The 15,744-nt window shown below is 40.1% G+C and carries 18 protein-coding genes; all 18 read left to right on the top strand.

Annotation, left to right across the window (positions count from 1 at the left end):
• Window positions 1-34: 34 nt before the first annotated feature.
• The 18 genes from scfA (at window position 35) to recN (ending at window position 15,663) form a co-directional block, all read left to right on the top strand.
• Window positions 35-181: a six-cysteine ranthipeptide SCIFF gene (gene scfA / locus VIK44_RS11095; RefSeq protein ID WP_331553959.1), complete on the top strand. Its 147-nt coding sequence runs from the start codon at window positions 35-37 to the stop codon at window positions 179-181.
• Window positions 182-420: 239 nt separating this feature from the next.
• Window positions 421-1,764 (top strand): thioether cross-link-forming SCIFF peptide maturase, encoded by a 1,344-nt coding sequence (gene scfB, locus VIK44_RS11100; protein ID WP_331553960.1) that lies wholly within the window; start codon window positions 421-423, stop codon window positions 1,762-1,764.
• A 264-nt stretch (window positions 1,765-2,028) separates the two neighbouring features.
• Window positions 2,029-3,720 carry a transcription termination factor Rho gene (gene rho, locus VIK44_RS11105; protein ID WP_331553961.1) on the top strand — a complete coding sequence of 564 codons (1,692 nt, stop codon included), beginning with the start codon at window positions 2,029-2,031 and terminating at the stop codon, window positions 3,718-3,720.
• Between the two features lie 83 nt (window positions 3,721-3,803).
• Window positions 3,804-4,016, top strand: coding sequence for a 50S ribosomal protein L31 (gene rpmE / locus VIK44_RS11110; RefSeq protein ID WP_331553962.1), 213 nt, complete (start codon window positions 3,804-3,806; stop codon window positions 4,014-4,016).
• Window positions 4,017-4,127: 111 nt separating this feature from the next.
• Complete coding sequence (prmC, locus tag VIK44_RS11115; RefSeq protein ID WP_331553963.1) at window positions 4,128-4,988, top strand: peptide chain release factor N(5)-glutamine methyltransferase; 861 nt, start codon at window positions 4,128-4,130, stop codon at window positions 4,986-4,988.
• A gap of 106 nt (window positions 4,989-5,094) precedes the next feature.
• Window positions 5,095-5,652, top strand: coding sequence for an elongation factor P (efp, locus tag VIK44_RS11120; RefSeq protein WP_331553964.1), 558 nt, complete (start codon window positions 5,095-5,097; stop codon window positions 5,650-5,652).
• Between the two features lie 2 nt (window positions 5,653-5,654).
• Window positions 5,655-6,098, top strand: a complete 444-nt coding sequence (locus VIK44_RS11125) for a CD1247 N-terminal domain-containing protein (RefSeq protein WP_331553965.1) — start codon at window positions 5,655-5,657, stop codon at window positions 6,096-6,098.
• 18 nt (window positions 6,099-6,116) lie between these two features.
• Entirely contained in the window at window positions 6,117-6,449 is a 333-nt protein-coding gene (locus tag VIK44_RS11130; protein ID WP_331553966.1) for an Asp23/Gls24 family envelope stress response protein, read from the top strand.
• 286 nt (window positions 6,450-6,735) lie between these two features.
• Window positions 6,736-7,152 (top strand): transcription antitermination factor NusB, encoded by a 417-nt coding sequence (gene nusB, locus VIK44_RS11135; RefSeq protein ID WP_331553967.1) that lies wholly within the window; start codon window positions 6,736-6,738, stop codon window positions 7,150-7,152.
• Window positions 7,139-8,122 (top strand): peptidase M22, encoded by a 984-nt coding sequence (locus tag VIK44_RS11140; protein ID WP_331553968.1) that lies wholly within the window; start codon window positions 7,139-7,141, stop codon window positions 8,120-8,122. Before nusB ends, VIK44_RS11140 begins: the two co-directional genes overlap by 14 nt.
• Complete coding sequence (gene xseA / locus VIK44_RS11145) at window positions 8,109-9,317, top strand: exodeoxyribonuclease VII large subunit (RefSeq protein ID WP_331553969.1); 1,209 nt, start codon at window positions 8,109-8,111, stop codon at window positions 9,315-9,317. Before VIK44_RS11140 ends, xseA begins: the two co-directional genes overlap by 14 nt.
• Before the next feature lies 1 nt (window position 9,318).
• Entirely contained in the window at window positions 9,319-9,534 is a 216-nt protein-coding gene (xseB, locus tag VIK44_RS11150) for an exodeoxyribonuclease VII small subunit (RefSeq protein ID WP_331553970.1), read from the top strand.
• On the top strand, window positions 9,534-10,430 hold the full coding sequence (locus VIK44_RS11155) for a farnesyl diphosphate synthase (protein ID WP_331553971.1): 897 nt from the start codon (window positions 9,534-9,536) through the stop codon (window positions 10,428-10,430). The genes xseB and VIK44_RS11155 overlap by 1 nt, the downstream gene beginning before the upstream one ends.
• A 699-nt stretch (window positions 10,431-11,129) precedes the next feature.
• A complete protein-coding gene (locus tag VIK44_RS11160) occupies window positions 11,130-11,702 on the top strand; it encodes a hypothetical protein (RefSeq protein WP_331553972.1) in 573 nt (190 codons plus the stop codon).
• A 43-nt stretch (window positions 11,703-11,745) separates the two neighbouring features.
• A complete protein-coding gene (locus tag VIK44_RS11165; RefSeq protein ID WP_331553973.1) occupies window positions 11,746-12,573 on the top strand; it encodes a TlyA family RNA methyltransferase in 828 nt (275 codons plus the stop codon).
• 13 nt (window positions 12,574-12,586) lie between these two features.
• Window positions 12,587-13,453, top strand: coding sequence for an NAD(+)/NADH kinase (locus VIK44_RS11170; protein ID WP_331553974.1), 867 nt, complete (start codon window positions 12,587-12,589; stop codon window positions 13,451-13,453).
• Between the two features lie 30 nt (window positions 13,454-13,483).
• Complete coding sequence (gene argR / locus VIK44_RS11175; RefSeq protein WP_331553975.1) at window positions 13,484-13,933, top strand: arginine repressor; 450 nt, start codon at window positions 13,484-13,486, stop codon at window positions 13,931-13,933.
• Between the two features lie 11 nt (window positions 13,934-13,944).
• A complete protein-coding gene (recN, locus tag VIK44_RS11180) occupies window positions 13,945-15,663 on the top strand; it encodes a DNA repair protein RecN (protein WP_331553976.1) in 1,719 nt (572 codons plus the stop codon).
• Window positions 15,664-15,744 lie beyond the last annotated feature (81 nt).

The following is a 15,744-nucleotide window of genomic DNA, read 5'->3' on the forward strand; positions in this document are numbered from 1 at the left end:
ATAAATAATCTCGTTTTAGAAGGGAGTGAACAATTTGAAGCACATTAAAGTCATTAAAGAAGGAACCCTTACTGATGTAAAAAACAGAGGATGTGGGGAATGTCAAACTTCTTGTCAGTCAGCTTGTAAGACTTCCTGTACGGTAGGAAATCAGAAATGCAAACAAACAACCAATAAATAAAAAAAAAGCATGAGGGGCTGTCTCAAATGAGATAGCCTCTTTTTATGATTAGCTAATTGCAAAAGTATTGTGAGCTTCACTGTCGGTTTATATGAAACAATTTTTCCACTACACATCGAACAGTCTAACGACTGTTCGCCTATACGTTACAAAATTGGTTATATAAACCCACAGCAAAGCACTAAGGGTTTGTTTCTGATTTTCACAATCGCTTATCATTTATAAAAAAAGGAGAAATAATGATCCACAAATATCAACTTAATGGAATGAATATTGTTTTGGATGTGGACACCAGCACGGTGTTAACGGTCGATGATCTTACCTATAAACTTTTAGATGATTTTGAAAATAAGTCTAAAGAAGAAATAATAAAAAAATATACCAAAGAACATTCAATGAATGAGATTACTGAATGTCTGGATGAAATAGATGAGCTTAAAGAACAGAGACTATTATTTACTGAAGTGGCGTATACTCGGGAAAATTTTGGTAATGAAGACCTTATTAAAGCGGTATGTCTGCATGTTGCTCATGATTGCAATCTCAAGTGTGAATATTGTTTTGCCGCCCAGGGCGATTTTGATGGTGAAAAGCTCTTGATGCCATTGGAAATCGGTAAAAAAGCCATTGATTTTATTATTGAACAATCCAAAAATAGGCAAAACCTGGAACTGGATTTTTTTGGCGGCGAGCCTCTGATGAATCTGGATGTCGTTAAAGAGCTGGTGGCCTATGGAAATGAAGTCGCTGCAAAAAAAAACAAAATCTTTAAATATACCATGACTACCAACGGGGTATTACTGGATGAAGGAACCCGGGAATATTTAAATGAAACCATGGATAATATTGTCTTAAGCCTGGATGGTCGAAAATCCGTCAATGATCATATGCGTAAAACCATCAATGATCAGGGCTCCTACGATGTGATTATCGGCAATATTAAAGCCATGGCTGAAATGCGCGGGGACAAGGATCATTACATCCGGGGAACCTATACACGACATAACCTTGATTTTGGAAAAGATGTTCAGTTTTTTGCAGAAGAAGGGTTTACCAGTATTTCAGTTGAACCGGTGGTTGCTGAACCAAAACACGATTATGCCCTGACCGAAGAGGATTTACCGATTATTTTAAAAGAGTATGACGATCTTGCTTTGGCCTATTTAAAACGCCATGAAGATGGCCTTAACTATAATTTTTTTCATTTTAATGTGGACTTGGATCATGGTCCTTGTATATACAAACGAATTTCAGGGTGCGGTGCCGGAAAAGATTATGTGGCTGTGACGCCAGAGGGGGATATTTATCCCTGTCACCAATTTGTCGGTAAGGAAGAATTTAAAATGGGCGATGTGTTTAAAGGGATTACCAATAAGAACATTAAAAATATCTTTGATGCCGGAAATCTCCTTGAAAAGGAAAAATGCAAAGACTGTTGGGTAAAATATTTTTGCGGTGGCGGTTGTCACGCCAATGCTTATAACTTTAATGGCACTATTATGGAACCCCATCATGTCAGCTGTGAAATTGAGCGCCGCCGTGTTGAGAATGCCATTATGATTTCCATTATTGAAGGTAACTAAGTTCCTGTCAGGATGCAAGGGGCGGGTATTACCCGCCAGTCACGTAATGGAAAACCCAGCGTTTATATTTAACCTCAACGTTCGCGGGCGATTGATAATCGCCCCTTGGGATTGCTTTGACAATAGTTGCAATCTATGGTAAATTAAGACATATGATTTTCTGAATTTATTCATCATTTTTAACAATCTGCATTATTCTCAAATTCCATTTAAGACATCTTATCAACTCATTTAAACAAGAAAAAATATCTGCGGAGGCAAGCATTGGACAAAAAAATATTAGAAGATTCAACCGTTGTTGAATTACGTAAACAAGCAGAAACACTGGGAATTGAAAAAACCAGTCGTTTAAAAAAAAGTGAGCTTATTGAAGCTATTGCACAAAAACAAAATGGGGAAAAGCAACAGACAGTAACGTCTATCGGCACAAAATCCATGGAAAAAAAAACGACAACCCAACCCCGCCATCAGAGCAATTCAAATGGCTCCGGAACTGAAAATGGGCGATCACCCTATTACAAGATTAAGGATTCAATGGAAAATGTGGTAATTGTTGAAGGAATTCTTGACGTTCTTCCTGGGGGATTCGGTTTTGTCAAAAACAAGGACATGACTTCAAGCGAAGAGTCTGTTTATATCTCCGGGTCGCAAATTCAAAAATTCAAATTGGAAACCGGGGATCGGCTCAGTGGTAAGGTTCGTCCACCAAAAACAGGAGAAAAATATTCAGCGATGCTCTTTCTTGAGAAAGTCAATGGCATAAAAACAGCGGATATTATTCAAAAAATCAACAGTATGCTTTATGTGGATGATAAAAAAGATCTTGAGCGATTCAAAAGTTCCCAGGAAGGGATACTGGATGTAAGCCCTGATGGCTTTGGCTTTTTAAGAACCAACCATTATCTGTCCGGGGATAACGATATTTATGTAGCAGCTAATCAGATTCGCCGCTTTAATCTTCGTACCGGGGACAAAATAGTTGGGAAGATTAAGTTGTCCAGCGAAAGCGAAAAGTTCGATGCCCTTCTTTATGTGGAAACGGTGAATGGTGATATTCCTGAAAAAATAGCCAATCGTCCAAAGTTTGAACGATTGACACCTATTTTTCCGGAAGAGCGTATTACACTTGAAACCACCCGGGATGTTATTTCAACCCGAATGATGGATATTTTCTCTCCTGTTGGCAAAGGTCAGCGTGGTATGATTGTGGCGCCTCCAAAAGCCGGGAAAACGATTCTGCTTAAGGAAATTGCCAAAGGCATTACCGAAAATCATCCGGATATCGAACTGATTATCCTGTTGGTGGATGAGCGTCCGGAAGAAGTCACCGATATGAAACGCTCGATTGACGCCGATATTGTCTATTCTACCTTTGATCAGCCGCCGGAAAACCATATTAAAGTGGCGGAAATTGTCCTTGAACGTGGCAAACGACTGGTAGAACAGGGGAAGGATGTGGTGATTCTTGTGGATAGCCTCACTCGTCTTACCCGAGGGAACAACCTGGTGGTTGCGCCGTCAGGAAGAACTCTGTCAGGTGGACTGGATCCGGAAGCACTTTATTTTCCAAAGAAATTTTTTGGTTCAGCAAGAAAGATTGAAGAGGGCGGAAGCCTGACTATTTTAGCAACGGCTCTGGTTGATACCGGCAGCCGAATGGATGACATGATTTTTGAAGAATTTAAGGGCACCGGAAATATGGAGCTGCATCTCGAGCGTGAGCTGGCTGAGCGTCGGATTTATCCGGCCATTAACTTGAACCGCTCCGGAACCCGCCGGGAAGAAAAGCTTTTAAATGAGCAGGAATTAAAAGTCAGCTTTGATATACGCAAACTCTACAAAGGAACTACGGTATCAGACCTGACGGATAAGATTATTTCTATTTTAGAACGAACCAGGGACAACAAAGAATTTTTGGAGAAATTTATTCATAAATATAATGCACAAAATATTTGATCTTTTAAGAAATCTTTGGTATACTGTATTGGTTAATAAAATAACAATGAGCTATAAAATAAAGAAGAAGTGAGGTGAATTCGATGAAAGAAGGCATTCATCCTAATTACAACAAATCTGTCGTAAAATGTGCATGTGGAAATACTTTTGAAACCGGTTCTGTTAAACCAGAACTTAAAGTGGAAATTTGTTCTGCTTGCCATCCATTTTTCACAGGAAAACAAAAACTTGTTGATACTGGTGGTCGTGTTGATCGATTCAATAAAAGATTTGTCAAAAGCGATTCAGCAGAATAATCCAAAGTCGGTTCTTGTAACCGGCTTTTTTCTTGTCGTTTTTAGAGAGAAATTCACTAAAAGAAATGAATATCAGGAAAATTAATAATGAGGAACAATTGAGGTAAGCCTATGGATGTAAAGGGACTTTTAGAGTTAGGCAGAGTAACACTCAAAAAAGCAGAAATTGAAAATCCGAGACTCGAGGCAGAAATACTTTTAAGTGACATTTTTAATTGTGATCGGATTTATTTTTATGCTCACCCCGAAAAAATGGTGGAGACATCAAAACAGGAGGCCTATTTTAAGGCTCTTGAAAGACGTACTCAGCATGAACCTGTGGCCTATATTATGGGACAGAAGGAATTTATGGGAATGACCTTCCTGGTCAATTCCAGTGTTTTAATTCCCCGACCAGACACGGAATCAATGGTTGAATACCTGATTGAACGTCTTAAATCCGATTATCCAAATGAAGCAAAGGTCTTTGACCTTTGTACCGGCAGCGGCGCCATTGGTATTGCAATAAAAAGTTTTTATCCCCAGGGCGATGTCACCTTAGGAGATATTTCAAAGGATGCATTGGCGGTTGCAAGAGCCAATGGAAACCAATTAGTTAATGGGAAAATTACTTTAGTTCAAGGCGATTTGTTTGAGGCATTAAGCGGAGATGAAAAATTTGATCTTATTGTGTCGAATCCCCCTTATATCAAAAAGGCGGACATGGAAACACTGGCACCTGAAATCCTGGACTATGAGCCTCATTTGGCACTTTATGGAGGAGATTCAGGTTTGTGTTTTTATGAGCGCATTATTGAGAACGCCAAAGATTATCTTTTAACATCTGGGATTCTGGCTTTGGAAATTGGTGATGACCAGGAGGACACGGTTTTTGAACTCCTGATAAAAAATGGGTATGATTCTGTTGAAAAAATTTTTGATCTTGCCGGTCATGTCCGTTGTCTTGTCGGGGAACTCAAAGAAAAGTTGTGATAATCCATCATTATTCATAAATACAGATGACGGGCAAAGAAAATTGTGATAAAATAAGAAAATATTATAAGAATAGATTGAAAACAAACTCACCCGGAGGTAGAATATGGTATCAGCTAGTGATTTTAAGAAGGGTGTAACCTTTGAAATGGATGGCAATGTGTTTAGTATCATTGAATTTCAACATGTTAAGCCAGGAAAAGGTGCAGCCTTTGTCCGAACCAAGATAAGAAATATTATTTCAGGGGCAGTGGTTGATAAAACATTCAATACCACAGAAAAATTTCCAAAAGTCCAGGTTGAAACCAGAGAAATGCAGTATCTTTATGAAGATGGCGGTTTATATTATTTTATGGATGGCGAAACCTTCGAACAAATACCACTAAACTTTGAACAGGTTGAAGAAGCGTTAAAATATTTAAAAGAAAATGACACTGCAACCATTCGTTCCATAAAAGGCGTTGCGTTTTCAGTTGTCCCACCAACTTTTGTTGAATTGGAAATTGTTCAGACGGATCCAGGATTTAAAGGTGATACCGCAACCGGTGCCAATAAACCTGCAACTGTTGAAACAGGTGCTATTATCACTGTCCCTCTTTTTGTGGAACAGGGAAATGTCATCCGAATTGATACACGTACCGGTGAGTACATGGAAAGGGTATAAAAATGAAATTTATTAATGAAAAAGTAGCCTACACAAAGGGTCTTATGGATGGTTTGGAATTAGATCAGAATTCAAATGAAGGCAAGATTTTAGTCCAGGTTCTTGATATCCTTGATGATATCGTTGATGCTTTAGATGGTCTGACAGAAGCTCAGGAAGAGATTGAAGCATACGTTGAAATGGTTGATGATGATCTGACTGATTTAGAAGAGTTCATTTTGGATGAAGACGAATATTTGGATGATGATGATGATGACGACTTTGAATTTGATGATGAAGAATACTATGAAGTGGTTTGCCCGGAATGCGGAAATATCTACATTACTGAATTTGAATCCTTTGAAAATGATGCAGTGATCTGTCCTGATTGTGGAGCACCATTTCATCTGGAAGAAGAAGTTTCCTGTTGTGGAGAAGATGGCTGCGATTGCGGCCAGGAAGTATAAGGATTACAGGAAAACAAAATGAAAAACAACCAGTCACCTGAAATCTCTCATGAAATGATCTGTTCCATTGTTAGCTTAGCAACCACTGGCGTCAACGGTGTCGAACGTATTTCGCTGAGGATCACCGATGAAATCATGGATAAACTGCCTCTTACATCCCCATTAAAGGGCATTAAAATTAGTCATAACCATGAGGGTCTGATGATTAGTGTTTATTTGATTACCGAACCGGGAGTTGATATTGTCAGGGTTTCCAAGGAAGTCCAGGCAAAAATCAAAGCATCGGTTCAATCCATGACAGGTTTACAAGTCGCTTCAGTTAATGTAAGAATTGAAGGTTCAGGTATTTAGGGACGGTTTAAAAAGAATCACAAGACAGGGGCTGTTGCAAAATTAGAGAAACCGATGGATGGTTTTTTGAATCTGGTTAAGTACCCGTTCTTGCTGGTATCATTGTCATTCTTGAGCTCGGACATCTTTTGGGTGTCCAACCCAAGGTTTATCAATGAATCATCAGCATGCGGACACTTAACCAGAGTTTTGTAACAGCCTCTTTTTGAAGTTTTCGGATAAATCATTTGAAAAAGGTTTTTTGTCTGATTAATTTCATGGAATAAACCGGAAAAAAGGAGACCACATGAGTCGAAAAAAAGAAAGGGAAAGCGCCCTGAAAGGTGTGTTCCAATTAGACTTTCATATTGAACCTGGGGATTTTAAAGAGAGCATTGATTATTTTTTAGAAGATAGCGAGCTTGACCTTGGTTATGGGAAAAAACTGATTGATACGACTGAAGCCAATCTTTCCGAGATTGATGATGTTTTGAATGATTATCTTAAAAGTACCTGGAAGATTGACCGCATTCCCAAAATTGAAAAATCAATTCTGCGACTGGCTATTTGTGAGCTGATGTTTATGGATGAAGCCATTCCATATGAGGTTGTTATTAATGAGGCCATTGAGCTTACAAAAAAATATGGGGATGAAGATGGAAAAAATTACGTTAATGGTATTTTAAATAAAATTGTTAAGGATAGTATCAATGTGTGCCCTTAGTCTGGGAATTGACACCAGTAATTATACGACCTCGGTTGCATTGGTGGACGAAAATGAAAAAATAATTTACAACCAGGGCATTCTATTGGAAGTGAAGTCAGGAGAAAAAGGACTTCGCCAATCGGATGCTCTTTTTCAACATATCAATAATCTGCCAACCCTGTTAAAAGACCTTCCCAAAGGCCGGGAAATTGAAGTGGTCTGTTTTTCAGAACGGCCTAGGCCTTTACCTGATTCCTATATGCCTGTTTTTAATGCAGGAAAATCCCTGGCACAATCCCTGGCAGGCGTTTTAGGCTCAACGCTGCTGGCAGTCAGTCACCAGGAAAATCATATTCGTGCAGCCATTTATGGAAGCGGTTCCCCAAAACTGGAGAATCCTTTTTGCGGCGTCCATTTTTCAGGTGGAACTTCGGAAATCCTTTTAGTGAGAAAAGAAGAAGCTGGTTTTTGCTGTGAAATCATGGCCCAAACATTGGATCTCAATGCCGGCCAGCTGATTGATCGTGTCGCACTATTAATGGGGTGTGCTTTTCCGGGTGGCATGGCTCTTGAAGCTCTGGCGGTCAAGGCCATTATAAAAGATGCTGGAAAAGACTGTATTATTTCAACCACTATGGATGGCGTGGACTTTCATTTTTCAGGACAGGAGAACCAGGCAATAGAATGCTTGAACAATGGAACAGACCCAGGTGAAGTTGCCTATAGCTTGTTAAAATCCATTGCGAAGACCCTGTCAAAATCCATTCAGCTGCTTCATGAAAAGCAAGGATTCCAATCGGTTCTTTTTTCAGGTGGGGTGATGTCCAATCAAATCATCAAAATGATTTTATTAAAAGAACTGAAAAATTCTGGAATCGATCTTTTTTTCTCGCCTGGGGTATATGCCAGGGATAATGCTCTTGGAAATGCCTTATTGGGAATGGATTATTTCAAAAAACCGGGAGGTGATTTTCATGGCAAATCCTAGGATTCTGAGTGTTTCAGAAGTAAATCAGTTTCTTAAAACATTGCTGGAAAGTAATAGTATATTGAGAAATCTCATGATACAGGGGGAACTTTCAAATGTAAAACGGGCTGCTTCGGGACACCTGTATTTTTCTTTGAAAGATCCAGCCAGCAAAATTGATTGTGTGATGTTTAAAAATGCTGCACAGGGGATTAAGTTTGTTCCGAAAGAGGGAATGAAGGTGACCCTTCGGGGAAGCCTCGGAGTTTACCCCCCCAGTGGCCAATACCAGATTACAGTTCGCTCTATGGAACCTCAGGGCCAGGGTGACCTTTACCAGGCCTACCTTGCATTAAAGGAAGAACTCGAAGGAAAAGGCTATTTTGCAAAAGAAAAGAAAAAGAAGCTACCTGGAACCGTGAGTCGGGTTGGGCTTGTAACTTCTCCTACCGGGGCGGCGGTTGAGGATATGATCTCAATTATCAAACGACGGAATCCTCTCATGGATATCGTCCTTTATCCCAGTCTCGTACAAGGTGAGGCAGCAGCCAAAAATATCATTGCAGGGATTCGTACATTTAATGATCTGAAATCAGTGGATGTGATTATTATTGGCCGGGGAGGCGGTTCCATAGAGGATCTTTGGGCGTTTAATGATAAAAATCTTGCAAAGGTTATTTTTGATTCAGAGCTGCCTATTGTTTCGGCGGTGGGCCATGAAATTGACTTTACCATTGCTGATTTCGTGGCTGATCTTCGAGCACCTACCCCATCAGGCGCAGCTGAGCTGGTTGCCGAGGAAACACTTGGCTTCATACATCGGTTGGAACAGGTTAAAAATCGTTTGAGCCATGCTATGACCAGGCAGATTTCTAAAAATCGGGAGGCTCTGTTTCAGTTGAAAAAGGAACTTATGCGCTTTCGTCCCCGGGAACGGGTGGAAGAAATTCGATTAAATCTGGATGTGCTCCAGGAAAAGTTGCTTCGTTCCATGAAGGGTATGATAAAAGAGAATCGGCAACAATTAAAGCATCTTGAAGCGCGACTTGAGGCGATTAATCCCGTAAATGTCCTTAATCGGGGCTACGTTCTTGTGACAGACGAAAATGGAACAGCCGTAGGAACCGTGAATGCTTTAAATCCCGGCCAACATCTAAAACTTCGTTTTAAAGATGGTGAGGCTGATGTGCTTATTGAAACCATAAAGGAGAATTAAAATGGCAGTTAAAAAATTAAAAGCAAAAATAAACCGGTTGGAAACCATTGCTGAGATTCTTGAAGGTGAGAATCAGGAAATTGAAGCATCTGTTAAACTCTTTGAAGAAGGAATGAAACTTATTAAAGAATGTACCGGGGATTTAGATTCTCTTGAAGGGAAAATTCTGGTAATGATTGATGGTGAAGAAAAAGATTTTGAAGGGAGAACTGCCTGATGCTCGAATTTGAATCAGTGTTAAAAGAAAAAGTAATTCTGATTAATGAAAATCTGGAAAAAAAATTTCAACAAAACCTGGATACTCCGGATGAAATTCTGGAATCAATGAAATACAGTCTTTTTGCCGGGGGGAAACGTCTGAGACCAATGCTCATGATTGAAACCTGCCGATCTCTTGGTGGCGATGTAGATGTCATCATGCCATTGGCTTTGGCTATGGAAATGATCCATACTTATTCTCTGATTCATGACGATTTGCCGGCGATGGATAATGATGATCTGAGACGTGGAAAACCTACAAACCATATGGTTTTTGGCGATGCTATTGCAATTCTTGCAGGAGACGGACTTCTGAATTATGCCATGGAAACCATGCTCCAGGGAACTCATGGGCTCTCAGGTGAGCTGCTTAACCGTTATATTACGGCCATGAAAATCATAATGGCCGCTTCTGGAATATCAGGCATGATTGGCGGACAGGTGGCGGATATGCTCAGTGAAAATCGAGTGATTTCCTTAAGTGAAATGGAATATATTCATTTACATAAAACCGGGGCTCTTTTAGAAGCCAGTATTCATTGTGGCTGCATTATTGCTGATGCTGAACCTGCAACCTTGGGAAGATTAACAACATTTGGTCATCGGCTGGGGTTAGCTTTCCAAATTGTTGATGATATTCTGGATATTGAAGGTACTGAAAAAGAACTTGGAAAGCCCATTGGCAGTGATGAAAAAAATTGCAAATCAACGTTTGTTTCACTGTATGGGTTGGAAGCCTCAAAAATTATGGTGGGTGAACTGGAAACAGAAGCTTTAGAAATGCTTAAAACTGTTGGTGAAAACACAGAATTTCATCAGAAATTAACAGAGTACATTTGTGAGCGGCGTAAATAACTTTTGTCTTCTTGTTTTCAAAAAAAAGCTATGTTATAATTAAAGTTCAGGTGGTGCAGTATCCTAGTCGGCACTGTCGATCTTCAGGGCGGGCCTAAAAATCCGTCGAAGGGCATATCGATGAAGTCCCTTGTTTCTGCTTTTGACGCCCAGTTGAGGGTTGATTCAGGGGGTTAAGGAGGATGGGGCGATCCGCAACGGCATGCGGGCGTTGACCCTGCCTCCGTGGAGACCTGCATTTGCAGGAGTAACCTGTGAACGTGTTACCGCGAGGAGATACTGAAGCAGTGTAGCCTGCCTTGAGTGGCTTAGGTGGATGGATTGTCAGTTTCATAAGTAATTGGGCCCAATGCTTAGAAATATTGCTATTCGAAACCTAATCTGCAAAAGAGGCTAAGGATCGATTTGTGTTGCCGAGGAAAACTCCTAGGCTGTTCGAAAGAAGTATAATGGGGATTATGGTGTGCACTCAGTGGTAATTCAGTCTTGTAATTGGCAACAATACAAAATGCGTATAAAGGGAAACCGCTGGAACGGCGACGTTCCAGTCGTGCATTGGGAAATCCTGCTGGACCTAAGTCGCAAAGTTTACTCATTATACTGCCACCTGCTATAATAAATATTTAAGGAATTATGATGTTTCATAGTTCCTTTTGTTGTATAATGATGTATAAATAATCACTCAATATAGGAGAGTTCATGAAAGTAAAGTTGACAAAAAAAGCATTGAAAGAGAAACGTCATCGCCAGTGGGTTATCAATATTACCATTGCTACATTTTTTATGACTTTTCTCATTAGTTATATTTCAGATGTTATATTATCCAATACCCCTATTTTTGTTGCATTTATTATTTTATTGATCATTATCAGCCTTGGAATATTTGCTGATATCGTTGGGATCGCAGTAACGGCAGTGGACGTTCATCCTTTTAATGCGATGTCTTCTAAAAAAATAAAAGGAGCAAAAACATCGGTATTAATGGTGAAAAATGCCACCCGGGTTTCGAATTTCTGTAATGATGTTGTGGGGGATATATGTGGTATTGTCAGTGGGGTTACCAGTATCACTATTGTGCTTCAGTTGGCTACTCATTACCCACCTGTGAACGTCGCACTTATGACATTGATTCTGAGTAGCGTAGTTGCCTGTATTACAGTGGGGGGAAAAGCATTGGGAAAAGATATTGCCATGAAGCACGGCACCAGCATTATCCATGGTTTGTCAGTGGTTGTTGCCAGTGTTAAAATAGCCGTTAAAGGTGAGGAATAAGAAAAATACTAAAAAACTAAAGAATACATGAAAAGAGGAAAATTTGAAAGAACGTTTAGATAAATTATTAGTGGCGCAGGGACATTTTGATACCCGGGAGCGTGCAAAAAAAGCGATTATGGCAGGACTTATTCAAGTGAATGAGCAAATAAAGGATAAAGCCGGGGATCTTGTTGATACGGAAGCGAAAATTCTCATTAAGGGTGGGGATATGCCTTATGTAAGTCGGGGCGGTTTAAAGCTGGAAAAAGGCTTGGCCGTTTTTTCAATGCCAGTCACAGGAAAAACATTCATCGATGTTGGATCCTCTACCGGAGGCTTTACCGATTGTTTATTGCAAAATGGCGCCTGTAAGGTTTATTCGGTGGATGTAGGATATGGTCAATTGGATTGGAAACTTCGTAATGATGACCGGGTTGTTTCTATGGAGCGCACAAACTTTCGTCATCTCACTGGAAATGATATTCCAGAAATGGTGGATGGTACAGTAATGGATGTTTCTTTTATATCCATCATTAAACTTTTTGATGCCATTCAAACCTTTATGAAACCGGGAGCCCAGGGTATTTGGCTCATTAAACCCCAATTTGAAGCCGGTCGGGAACGCGTCGGAAAAAATGGCGTTGTTCGGGATAAAAAGATTCATGCTGACGTATTGCTTCATGTGCTGACAGCCATAGAGGATTATGGCTTTTCAGTAAAAGGATTGGATTTCTCGCCAATTCAAGGACCTAAAGGGAATATTGAATTTCTTGTTTTTATCGAAAACACAGAGTCTGATAAAAGTTTTCCATGGACTGAGAAAATTGAGAATATTGTCAAATTGGCCCATGAAAGCTGTCGAAAGAAAAAAGAACCCACAGTCGAATAGGATGTGAATGACAGTGAATAATCAAACAAAAGAAGTTGGCGTTTTTCTGAATATGGATAAACCGGATAGTCAGGCGTTGGGAAAGAAATGTATTGAATATTTGTTATCTCAAGGGATTAAAATTGCCTTACTTGAAGATCAAATTCAATATATCCATGACGCAGTACATTATTATGAAAAGGGCGCATTCTTCGAGAAACCTGACTGCATTCTTGTTTTGGGCGGGGATGGTACCTTATTAACGGTTGCCAGGAAATGCTGCTTTTATGGTGTGCCACTTTTCGGAATTAACCTGGGTAAGTTGGGCTTTTTAACCGAAGGGGAAGCCAGTAATTATAAGGAAATACTTAAGAGCTTCACCCAGGGTGATTATTACATTGAGGAACGAATGATGCTGAGCTGTACCATTAAGAAAAAAAATCGAATCTCCCATGAGTATGTGGCACTCAATGATGTTCTGGTGAAAAGTCATGGGTTTCGGATGATGGAAATTCGGGCTTATGCCAGTGGCACTAATATTGATACCATCCGGGCAGACGGCCTCATTATTTCAACCCCGACAGGATCTACGGGATATTCATTGGCTGCAGGAGGCCCTGTGGTAGCCCCGGGAACCGATGTCCTGATCCTAAACCCTATTTGTCCTCATCGCCTCCATGACCGCACTTATATTTTACCTGGGGATGAAGTGGTGACTCTGGAATTTGGAGAACGGGAAAAAGAAATTATGGTTATCCTGGACGGACAAACCGTTGCTGACATTAAACCGGAGGATGAGGTTCGAGTTGAAAAATCAAAGTACAGCACGCGATTGATTCGACTCAATGAAATGAGCTATTTTGACCGACTAAGATTAAAGCTTACCAATGATATCATTTAAATAAATCCGGGACAACCAGTAGGAGAAAAAATGAAAGTTGCAAGACAAGTTAAAATTATTGAAATTATTGAAAATAACCTCATTGAAACCCAGGAGGATCTTGCCCAGGCATTAAAGGATACCGGTTTTGCTGTGACCCAAGCTACAATTTCACGGGATATTAAGGAATTGAAATTAATTAAAATAACCAGCAAAGTTGGCATCCAGCATTATGCACCGCTTAAAGATATTAGCACTATTTATAATGAACGGGTCACAGCTGTTTTCAGAGAATCGGTTTTAACCGTAGACTATGTTGAAAATAATATTGTGCTGAGAACACTGCCAGCCATGGCTCAGGCAGCTGCTTTAGCCATCGATGGCCTGGAATGGAGTGAAATTGTGGGAACCATTGCAGGGGATGATACTATTTTTGTTCTGATCCGTGATCGTGAGCTGGTTCCGGAAATCGCAGGTAAATTTAAAAAGCTGATGAAATAAGGGAGGGTCTCATGCTGAGAAATCTCGTTGTTAAAGACTATGCACTGATTGAAAATTTAAGCGTTGATTTTAGTAATGGACTTAATGTCATTACCGGGGAAACCGGGGCCGGAAAATCCATCGTCATTGATGCTCTGTCAATGGTGCTGGGGAACCGTGGGAATAAAAGTAATATTCGACAGGGCGAAAATAAAATGATTGTCCAGGGACTCTTTGATATCGGTGAACAGCCGGATCTTTTGAAAAAATGCGAGGCATTTGGTATTGTCATTGAGGACGGTCAATTAGTCTTGACCCGGGAACTGGATGAACACGGTCGAAATTTATGTCGGGCCAATGGGATGATTATTACCGTTTCCCAGCTTAAAACCCTGGGAGAAAGCTTAATGGACATCCATGGACAGCATGAACATCAGTCCCTTTTTCAACGGGATAATCATCAAAAGCTTTTAGATGCGTTTGGAGGGGAATCCAGTCGAAAATATTTGCAAGAGACTGCTTCTTTTGCCGACGCACTTAAAAAGCTTAAAATCCGGATTGATGATTTGGAAATTAATGAACGGGAACTGGAACGAGATAAAGAAACCCTCCAGTTTGAATTGAATGAAATTGAAAAGGCTGGATTAGAAATCGGTGAGGATGAACGCCTTGAGGATGAAAAGCGGATTCTTGAGAACAGAGAACGTCTCTTTTCGAATATCAATGGAGCTTATGAGCTTTTAAGCGGTGAAAGTCCGGGACAAAACCCGATTATGGATGCCGTGGGGCTCCTCCAGGAGAATATATCTGAAATTACAAAAATTGATAGCAGCTTTAAGCCAAAACTTGAGCTTTTAAATGGTGTATTCAGCGAATTGGAAGGGCTCTCTTTTGAAATTAGAAAATATCTTGAGGATATGGAATTTAATCTCGGGGATTTAGACAGCATTGAAGGCCGTCTGGCACTCATTAGTCGGATGAAGCGGAAGTATGGCAATGATATTAATGAGATTTTGGCATATGCCGACAAAATCAGCGGGCGTTTGAAAACGCTTCTTAACCGAGATAAGAATCTTCAGTCCTATTATCAGGATTATGATGATATGAAAAAAAAATATTTTATGGCAGGAAAGCATCTTCATCAGCTGCGATTAAAATCCGGAGAGATCCTTAAAAAATCCCTGGAAAAAGAATTAAGAGAGCTGGCCATGGAAAAAGCTCAGGTGGAAATATCGGTTGATTATGATCCTGAGCGAATAACAGCCAAGGGACAGGATGTGGTCGAATTTCTAATTTCTGTCAACCCCGGACAATCGCCAAAACCCCTGGGAAAGATTGCTTCCGGTGGAGAAATATCCCGAATCATGCTGAGTATTAAAAGCATTTTCGGGAGTATGGATGCCATTGAAACCATGGTTTTTGATGAAATTGATACGGGCATCAGCGGAAGAACCGCCCAGGTTGTTGCAGAAAAGATTCAGGCCTTATCTGCAACACCTCCCAAGGGCAGACAAATTATTTGCATTACCCATTTACCTCAGATTGCTGCCATGGCAGATCAACACTTTATGGTTGAAAAACATACTGGAGAATCCTCGGTGGATGTATTATTTTTGCCTTTGGATGAAAGCGGTAAAAAAGAGGAACTTGCCCGAATGCTCAGCGGGGCAAAGGTGACCCAGAAAACCTGGGAACATGCTCAGGAGATGCTGGAATTAAGCCAAAAAATAAAAAAAGACAAAAAAAGATAGAAAAAAACAAAAAAAAAGACAAAAAAAGTCAAAAAAGTCAAAGAGAACAAAATATTACCTTAACATTTAAAGGTTTATTGG

Source organism: Acetobacterium sp. (assembly GCF_036508315.1).
Taxonomy (GTDB): domain Bacteria; phylum Bacillota; class Clostridia; order Eubacteriales; family Eubacteriaceae; genus Acetobacterium.